Consider the following 7,786-nt stretch of genomic DNA (forward strand, 5'->3'; position numbering starts at 1 on the left):
GGGCCTCAGTTCGCTGATCGTGCTGACCCGGCAGGCACCGCCGGCCCGGCTGATGATGCGATCGCTGCCGGCGCAGAATTTTCCGGGCACACGCGGCTGATAATAGAATCCGCCATAATAGCTGAGCTGCGGGCATTGCTGCGCCAGCGTCAGCCGCCAGCGCTTGCCGCCCCGCATCGTGACGTCCAGCGTGCGGGCGTCGATCAGGATCGCGCCCGCAATCCGGGAGGTGTCGATGCAGGCCTTGCTGCTGGGCTTGCCCGCCACCCAGCCATCGCGGTCAGCCGGCGGCATCGGCCGCACCGGCACGACCCCCACCTGCGCGGCAGCCGGCGGCGGCAGCGCCAGCGCGGCGAGCGCGCACAGCGATCCGGCAAGGGCGCGCCAGGGGTTCACGGGGCTGCGGAGGCGGAAAACATGGGCGGGGACATGGTCAGGTCGGCTTTAACCGGCTGTGAACCCGCCCCCCGTCAGTTCGCGGGCTTCACGAACTTCAGCGTCATCCGGTCGCTCTCCCCGATGGCCGCATATTTCGCCCGGTCGGTATCGCCCAGGGTGAAGTTGGGCGGCAGCGTCCAGACGCCCTTGGGATAATCCGCGGTGTCCTTCGGATTGGCATTCACCTCGCTGCTGCCCACCAGTTTGAAGCCAGCCGCTTCCGCCAGCCGGATCACTTCGCTCTGCTTCATGTAGCCGGACCGGCGCGTCGCCTCGGTATCGGGCCGGTCTTCGGGCAGGCGGTGATCGACAACGCCGAGGATGCCGCCCGGCTTCAGCGCGGTGTAGAAGGCCTTGAAGGCATCCGGCGCGAAGCCGGCCATCTGCCAGTTGTGGACGTTGCGGAACGTCAGCACCATGTCGGCCGAGCCGGGAGCGGCGATGTTGGATTCAATCCCTTTGCCGAAGCTGGTGACGGCGACGGCGCCGAACAGGTCCGGGTTCGCCTTCAGCTTGTCGATAAAGGCGGCGCGCTGGCGCTGGGCGTTTGGCGAGCCCAGGGGGTTGTTGTGGGCGGCGACATAGCGGCCCTTGCCCGCCAGCACGGGCGCGATCACTTCGCTGTACCAGCCCGCGCCGGGGGTGATTTCCACCACCGTCATGCCGGGCCGGAGGCCGAAGAACAGCAGTGTTTCCTTCGGATGGCGATATTGGTCGCGTGCGCGGTTCGCGTCGCTGCGATGGGTGCCGGCGAGGGCTTTGTCGATCGCGGCAGCGGTGTCCGCCTCAGCCTTCGAGGCCTTCTCTGCGACGGCGGGTGCGGAAAGCGACATGGCAACCAGAAGGGCTGCGGCTGGAATGCGAAGCATCGGCAATCTCCCGGAACTATCTGCAGCTGCGCGCGCCCGCGCGCCTTGCACGCTTCATATGCGATCACCAGTTAACCGCAAGACAATGGGCTGGAAACTCTCTCTCCTGCTGGCAGGGCTGGCATCGGGCACCCTGCTGCTGGCGGGCTGGTTGCAGGCGCGGCGCAGCATCGGCCGGCTTTCGTTCCTGCCGTGGGATTATGTGATGATCGCCGCCGCGATCGCGCTGATCGGCCTTCTGGGCCATATGGCGATCCTGTGGCGAGACGGCTGGCCCATCTGACCCGGCGGGCTATTCCAGTAAATAATCGATCGTCGTGACGACGCGGACCTTCTGGTAGGGCGTGTCGGTGCCGATCCCGGCCTCCCCATCGCGGCCCGTGATGGAAAACAGGCCCTGCGTCGCCTGCCGGATACCGCCCACCTTCGTATCGCTGTCACGCGCGAACTGGCCGGCCGCCTCCCGCGCGCTCTTCGTGGCCTCGGCGATCATGGCGGGTTTCACCTCGTTCAGCTTCGTGAAGCTGTAGGTGACGCCCCCGCCGCCGTCGCTGTCGAGCGCGACGCCCTTGCGGATGATTTCGGCCTGGCTGGCGAAGGCCTTTTCCATCCGGCCGATGTCCGTCGTCCGCGCCAGGATGCGCTGGCGGATGGTGATGTTCAGCCGCCCCAGCGAATTGTCCATATACTGGCTGACGGACGAGCCGCGCGGCTGGATTTCCGCCGCCGTGAAGCCGTGCGCGGCGAGGAATCCGCGCACTGCTTCGGCGTCCGCGTCGGACTTTGCCTGGACGACGCCCAGATCCGATCCGTTGGCCTGGGTGGCGATGACCCAGGTGGCAAGGTCCGCCTGCACGTCGCGCTCGGCCACGCCGCGCACCGTCACGACCGATTCGCCGCGCCGGATGCTGGACAGGCCGGACGCCATCAGCAGCCCCGCCAGCGCGAGGCCCGCGCCGATCAGCGCGCCCGACAGGCTCGTGGAATTCCGCCAGTCCATCCCGGTCACCTCCGCCACATGTGATGCCATGCTGCGCGTTCCCGCGCTTGACAGCAAGGCCCCGGGCCGCAACCCCTTCCGCCCGAGGAGAGTGCCGCATGCCCCGTTCCGACTTCCGCTTCGCCTGGCGCAAGCGGGTGCATTACCCCGAGATCGACGCGCAGGCCGTGGTCTATAACAGCCGGTATCTCGAATATTTCGACATCGCGCTGACGGAATATTGGCGCGAGGTGGGGATCTACCAGCACACCGCCGTGAGCGGCGGGGCGGAGTTCCACCTGGCACGGGCCACGGTGGACTACAAGGCGCCGATCCTGCTGGACGAGGAAATCCTGATCTGCGTGCGCACCGGGCGGATCGGCCGGTCCTCCATGGCGGTCGAGCTGGAGATCCACGGACTGGCGAACGGCGAGGCGGGCGAGGATCTGCGCGCCGGCGGGGAAACGATCCAGGTGCATGTGGCCGAGGCGCGCGGCCGGCCGGCGCCCGTGCCGGACTGGATCGTGAAGCTGCTGGAGCTATATGAGGGACGACCGCTGAAATCCGCCTGACAGCCGAGGACCCCGCCCGTGAAATATCTGCACAGCATGATCCGCGTTTCCGACCCGGACGCGACGATCCGATTCTTCAACCTGCTGGGGCTGAAGGAAATCCGCCGGATGGACAATGAGGCGGGGCGCTTTTCCCTGATCTTCCTGGCGGCGCCCGGCGACGAATCGGCGCAGGTGGAACTGACCCACAATTGGGACGAGGCCGGCTACGCGGGCGGCCGCAACTTCGGACATCTGGCCTATGCGGTGGAGGACATCTACGCGACCTGCCAGCGGCTTGCCGACAATGGCGTGACCATCAACCGCCCCCCGCGCGACGGGCACATGGCCTTCGTGCGGACGCCCGACGGCATTTCCATCGAGCTGCTGCAGATAGGCGAGCGGCTGGCGCCGGCCGAGCCCTGGGCGTCTGCCCCCAATATCGGCAGCTGGTGACGCGGCTGGTATCGGGTCCGTCAACTGGCGGTTCATCCGCCATGGGCGTAGAATGGCGCCATGGCTGAGCCGATCCGGATTCCCGCCCTGTCGGACAACTATGTCTGGCTGCTGCCCCATGGCGACGGCCGGGCGGCGGTGATCGACCCGGCAACCGCTGACCCGGTGCTGGCGGCGGCAGGCGCAGCGGGGCTTTCCATCACCCATATCCTGAACACCCACTGGCATCCCGATCATGTGGGCGGCAATCTTGCCATCAAGGCCGCAACGGGCTGCACGGTGATCGGCCCAGCGCGGGAAGCGGCGCGCATCCCCGGCCTGGATCTGGCGGTGGACGACGGCGACCGCGTGGAAATGTCCAGCCTTGTCGCGGACGTGCTGTTCGTGGGGGCGCATACGGCCGGGCATATCGCCTATCATTTCGCGGAAGCCGGGCTGCTGTTCCCCGGCGACACGCTGTTCGCCATGGGCTGCGGCCGCCTGTTCGAAGGAACGGCGGACGACATGTTTGCAGCCCTGTCCCGCCTGAAGGGGCTGCCCGCCGATACGCGGGTGTGCTGCGCGCACGAATATACGCTGTCGAACGCCCGCTTCGCGATCACGGTGGAACCCGAAAACCGGGCGCTCGCCGCGCGCATGGCATCGGTGGAGGCGGCGCGGGCGAAAGGGCAGCCCACCGTGCCGTTCCGGCTTCGCGAGGAGCTGGAAACCAACCCGTTCGTACGGGCGCGGGACGTTGAGGAACTGGGGGCGCGGAGGAGAGCCAAGGATGCGTTTTGACAGCCTGATGATCGCAGCTGCCCTGCTGGCCATGCCGGGCGCGGCGGTGGCGAAAGACAAGGTACCCCTCACCGATCCCGCCACGCTGAAGGCGACCGGCGAGCCGCGCAACTGCATTTCCAGCACCCCGCAGGTTTCAACGACGCCGGTCGGGGATTCGGTGCTGATGTTCCGCGCCGGATCGCGCTGGTACCGCAACGACCTGCGGACGCGATGCCCATCCATGCGGGCTGACAGGATCCTGGCGTTCCGGCTGATGGGCAGCCAATATTGCGCGCTGGACCAGTTCGACGTGGTGGAGCCGATGTCGCGGATCAATTATGGCGCCTGCGCGCTGGGCCAGTTCACGCCGGTGGAGGTGCCCAAGGGCACGCGCTTCAAGTAGCGCGCATTTGCCAGTTCCCGCGCGGGCGACTAGGGGGGCGCGCATGATCGTCACCCGTTTCGCCCCGTCCCCCACGGGCCGTCTGCATGTCGGCAATGTCCGCACCGCGCTTCTGAACTGGCTGCTGGCCCGGCAGGCCGGCGGCCGCTTCATCCTGCGCCTGGACGACACCGACACCGCGCGCTCCACCGAGGAATTCGCCCAGTCCATCCGCGACGACCTGCAATGGCTGGGCATGGCCCCGGACGCGGAGGAAAAGCAATCCGCCCGGATGGCCCGCTATGAAGAGGTGCTCGGCGCGCTCGCCGCCGCCGGCCACGCCTATCGCGCCTATGAGACGCCGGAAGAGCTGGACCTTAAGCGAAAGGTGCTGCTGGGGCGCGGGTTACCGCCCGTTTATGACCGCGCCGCGCTGCAGCTGACAGACGCGGATCACCAACGGTTCGAGGCAGAGGGGCGCAAACCCCACTGGCGGTTCCGGCTGGACGCGGCCCTGCCGCACGAATGGGACGACCTGATCCGCGGCCCGTCGAAGATCGACCCGGCCTCGCTGTCCGACCCCGTCATCCGCCGGGCCGACGGCAGCTGGCTCTATATGCTGCCCTCCGTGATTGACGATGTGGACATGGGGATCACCCATGTCGTGCGTGGCGAGGACCATGTGACGAACACCGGCATCCAGCTGCAGATGTTCGCCGCCATGGGCAAGCCTGCGCCGCTGTTCGGCCATGCCGCCCTGCTGACGGGCGCCGACGGCGCGCTTTCGAAGCGCCTGGGTTCCATCGGCGTTTCCGAGTTCCGCGATCGGGGCATCGAGCCCATCGCCGTGAAGGCATTGCTGGCACGGCTGGGCACCAGCCAGCCCGTGGAGCCGGTCACGAGCGACGCGCCGCTGCTGGCCGCCTTCGACATCAGCCACCTGGGCCGGGCAACCGCCCGTTTCGACGAGGCGGAACTGGAACGGCTGAACGCCTCCATCCTGCACCATACGCCCCATTCGGCGGTGGCCGGGCGCACGACGCTGACGGAAGCGGAATGGAACGCCGTGCGCGGAAACATCGCCAGCGTGGCCGAGGCCGAACAGTGGAAAACCGTGATCCACGGCCCGCTGGCCGCCCCGGCGCTGGAGGCGGATGACGGCGCCTATGTGCGCGACGCGGCGGCGGCGCTGGCCGCCCTGCCCTTCGATGATGGCGTCTGGGCGGCGCTGACCGACGCGCTGAAGTCCGCCACCGGCCGCAAAGGCAAGGCGCTGTTCATGCCGCTGCGGCTGGCGCTGACAGGCCAGCCGCACGGTCCCGACATGGCCGCGCTGCTCCCGCTGATCGGCCGCGACGAGGCGCTGAAGCGGCTGGGGGCCTAGCCCCAGGCCAGCCGATAGTGGCGGGGGAAGGGCGTTCCTTCCCCATCGGGCGCGCTGATCTGCCGGAGCCCCGGTTTCGCCAGCAGCGGGGTCAGCATGGCAGGCAGGATCGCCTTGTTGATGCGATCCCCCCAGCACAGGTGCAGGCCTTCGCCCCACAGCGCATAGACGCCCCAGGGGCGGCCGGGGATGAAGCGGTTCGGGTGGGGCACAACCGCCTCGTCGAACATGGCGGACAGGTTCGCAGCCAGCACCATCGTGCCCGCCGCCACCTCCGTCTCTCCGATGCGGGTGTCGGTGTGCGCGCGGCGATAGAGGATCGGGTTCACCGGCGAGAAGCGCAGCGCTTCCCACAGATGATCCGCCACGCCCGCTTCGTCTCCGGCGGCGGCGAGCGTCCGGGCCTTCGCCAGTGCGGCGGGGCGGCGCAGCAGCTCCTCCACGGCGAGGCAACTGGCCTTTGAAAGGGTGGGGATCGCGCCGATGACGATGCCGATGATGTTGGCGCGGATGCCATCCGCATCGAAGGCGGAATTGCCCGCCGCCCCGGCCCTGACGGCGCGGCCCAGCAGGGTTTCCGGCCCGGCGCCTGACTTGCTGGCGTCGATCGCGGCGTTCACGCGGTCCTTCGCGGCCATGGCCGCGGCCGTGACCTTCGGATCGGCCTGAAGATCGGAAAACAGGAAATGGAACATCGCCGTCGCGTCTGCGATCAGCTGCTCCGTTTCCATCTGCACGCCGAAATACTGCTGGACCATCAGCGCCGGGATCCGCGCCGACAGCATCGGCGGCAGATCGGCTGAGGTGCCTGCCAGCGCGGTGGCGGCCTCTGCCCGCGCCATCGCAAGCACCGGCACGAGATCGTCGGCCTTCACGATGGACCGCATCGCGTCTGTATCGCGGCGGTAATCGGCCCCGTCCTGCATTCCAAGGAAGAAATCGCGCCCGCCCGTCAGCATCCGCATGCGCGGGCCATAGACGACTTCGAAATCCGCCTGCCGTTCGATGACGGCGTGGAAATCGGCCGCGCGCGTGAGCAGCAGCGAGCCGTCCGCTTCATAGCAGCGGATCAGGTTCTGCTTCAGGTGCAGCCGGGGTTTGGCAAAGCGCAGCACCGCCATGGCGTCGCGCTGGCCGGCGGGGCTCGTGAGGACGGCGGCGATCCGCGCCTTCACCCCGCCCTTTGCGGCAATCACCCCGGCCCCGATCCCGGCAACCCCGTCGATCGCGGCCTGAAAACGGCTGAACCAGCTCATGTCGGGTCCACCACGCCGGTTCCGATCATCCTGAGCGCCGTCATCGAGGGCGCGAAGAAATAGTCCCCGCCCCGTGTGGAAACGAACTGCGGCAGGCCTGATGCGACGAACGGGGGTTTCGTGTCATCCGGCGCGGCGATCACGAAGCGGGCGCCCGGCGGATGGTTGCCCACGATCGGGCAGCTGTCGTTCCCGGCGTTGAAATCAAGGCCATAGTTCATCCACTGCTGCTGCACGAATTCGAACTGGCGGAACAGGTTGGCGCAATGGGCCAGCAGCACGATGCCATGTTCATTCGCCGCATCGCCGCGCCCGCCATAGGGAAGGCCGCGCCGGAGGATGCGGCGGCGGTTGTTGAGTGCGGACCCCATCCTGTCTGCCGGGGCGCGATCCCACAGCGGATCCAGCATGTCGCGCGTGTTGGCGCGGCGGATGTGCGAGGTGACGGGGCATTTCGCGCCATCGAGATCGTCGAGGAAGGTGAAATGGGTGATGGCCGCCAGCCAGTCCTTGCTGCCGGGCGAGAGGCGCTGGTTGAACTGCGCATGCGCCTCTGGCGTGGGGGCAAGCAGCAGCGGCACGCCATCCGGCCAGCGGCCGGCCATCTTTGCCTTCAGCAGCGCGGCGGCGACATCGAGGTCGGCGATGTCCCAGGTGGCAGCGAGATCCCTGGCGCGGGCGCTGACCCATTCGTCCCACGCATCCAGAT

The 7,786-nt window shown here is 68.1% G+C and carries 10 protein-coding genes and 1 pseudogene; 6 read left to right on the plus strand and 5 right to left on the minus strand.

What is annotated here, in order from left to right; genetic code table 11:
* Nucleotides 1–396 (minus strand): hypothetical protein (locus ACE3O8_RS11885; protein ID WP_374390005.1); only part of this gene is annotated, 396 nt, incomplete at its 3' end.
* A gap of 74 nt (nt 397–470) precedes the next feature.
* Nucleotides 471–1,307 carry a class I SAM-dependent methyltransferase gene (locus ACE3O8_RS11890; protein ID WP_374390007.1) on the minus strand — a complete coding sequence of 279 codons (837 nt, stop codon included), beginning with the start codon at nt 1,305–1,307 and terminating at the stop codon, nt 471–473.
* An 85-nt stretch (nt 1,308–1,392) separates the two neighbouring features.
* On the opposite strand from ACE3O8_RS11890, the gene ACE3O8_RS11895 reads away from it, so the two are divergent.
* Nucleotides 1,393–1,590, plus strand: a complete 198-nt coding sequence (locus ACE3O8_RS11895) for a hypothetical protein (RefSeq protein ID WP_374390009.1) — start codon at nt 1,393–1,395, stop codon at nt 1,588–1,590.
* A gap of 9 nt (nt 1,591–1,599) precedes the next feature.
* Here ACE3O8_RS11895 and ACE3O8_RS11900 read toward each other — a convergent pair whose 3' ends face one another.
* Nucleotides 1,600–2,337 (minus strand): SIMPL domain-containing protein, encoded by a 738-nt coding sequence (locus tag ACE3O8_RS11900; RefSeq protein ID WP_374390011.1) that lies wholly within the window; start codon nt 2,335–2,337, stop codon nt 1,600–1,602.
* A 68-nt stretch (nt 2,338–2,405) separates the two neighbouring features.
* Between ACE3O8_RS11900 and ACE3O8_RS11905 the strand changes: the two genes are divergently transcribed.
* Genes ACE3O8_RS11905 through gltX form a run of 5 tightly spaced genes read left to right on the plus strand, consistent with a single transcriptional unit; the run spans nt 2,406 to nt 5,821 of the window.
* Nucleotides 2,406–2,858, plus strand: coding sequence for an acyl-CoA thioesterase (locus tag ACE3O8_RS11905; protein WP_374390013.1), 453 nt, complete (start codon nt 2,406–2,408; stop codon nt 2,856–2,858).
* 18 nt (nt 2,859–2,876) lie between these two features.
* Entirely contained in the window at nt 2,877–3,293 is a 417-nt protein-coding gene (locus ACE3O8_RS11910) for a VOC family protein (protein WP_374390015.1), read from the plus strand.
* A 60-nt stretch (nt 3,294–3,353) separates the two neighbouring features.
* Nucleotides 3,354–4,073 carry a hydroxyacylglutathione hydrolase gene (gene gloB, locus ACE3O8_RS11915; protein WP_374390017.1) on the plus strand — a complete coding sequence of 240 codons (720 nt, stop codon included), beginning with the start codon at nt 3,354–3,356 and terminating at the stop codon, nt 4,071–4,073.
* The gene (locus tag ACE3O8_RS11920) at nt 4,063–4,458 is read left to right on the plus strand and encodes a hypothetical protein (protein ID WP_374390019.1); all 396 of its coding nucleotides are present in this window, start codon (nt 4,063–4,065) and stop codon (nt 4,456–4,458) included. Before gloB ends, ACE3O8_RS11920 begins: the two co-directional genes overlap by 11 nt.
* Nucleotides 4,459–4,501: 43 nt before the next feature.
* On the plus strand, nt 4,502–5,821 hold the full coding sequence (gltX, locus tag ACE3O8_RS11925) for a glutamate--tRNA ligase (protein ID WP_374390021.1): 1,320 nt from the start codon (nt 4,502–4,504) through the stop codon (nt 5,819–5,821).
* On the opposite strand, the gene ACE3O8_RS11930 is transcribed toward gltX, so the two are convergent.
* Together ACE3O8_RS11930 and ACE3O8_RS11935 are read right to left on the minus strand one after the other, a co-directional pair.
* Nucleotides 5,818–7,077, minus strand: a complete 1,260-nt coding sequence (locus ACE3O8_RS11930; RefSeq protein WP_374390023.1) for a cytochrome P450 — start codon at nt 7,075–7,077, stop codon at nt 5,818–5,820. The two genes, gltX and ACE3O8_RS11930, sit on opposite strands and share 4 nt — an antisense overlap.
* Nucleotides 7,074–7,786: pseudogene (locus ACE3O8_RS11935) on the minus strand (hypothetical protein); the annotation flags it as partial. The gene ACE3O8_RS11930 and the pseudogene ACE3O8_RS11935, both read right to left, overlap by 4 nt.

The organism is Sandaracinobacter sp. (assembly GCF_041909755.1).
Lineage (GTDB): Bacteria > Pseudomonadota > Alphaproteobacteria > Sphingomonadales > Sphingomonadaceae > Sandaracinobacteroides.

Coding starts and splice junctions, on each gene's coding strand:
- gltX (WP_374390021.1), top strand. CDS start 4,502: ATGATCGTCACCCGTTTCGCCCCGTCCCCCACGGGCCGTCTGCATGTC.
- gloB (WP_374390017.1), top strand. CDS start 3,354: ATGGCTGAGCCGATCCGGATTCCCGCCCTGTCGGACAACTATGTCTGG.
- ACE3O8_RS11905 (WP_374390013.1), top strand. CDS start 2,406: ATGCCCCGTTCCGACTTCCGCTTCGCCTGGCGCAAGCGGGTGCATTAC.
- ACE3O8_RS11890 (WP_374390007.1), bottom strand. CDS start 1,307: ATGCTTCGCATTCCAGCCGCAGCCCTTCTGGTTGCCATGTCGCTTTCC.
- ACE3O8_RS11895 (WP_374390009.1), top strand. CDS start 1,393: ATGGGCTGGAAACTCTCTCTCCTGCTGGCAGGGCTGGCATCGGGCACC.
- ACE3O8_RS11900 (WP_374390011.1), bottom strand. CDS start 2,337: ATGGCATCACATGTGGCGGAGGTGACCGGGATGGACTGGCGGAATTCC.
- ACE3O8_RS11920 (WP_374390019.1), top strand. CDS start 4,063: ATGCGTTTTGACAGCCTGATGATCGCAGCTGCCCTGCTGGCCATGCCG.
- ACE3O8_RS11930 (WP_374390023.1), bottom strand. CDS start 7,077: ATGAGCTGGTTCAGCCGTTTTCAGGCCGCGATCGACGGGGTTGCCGGG.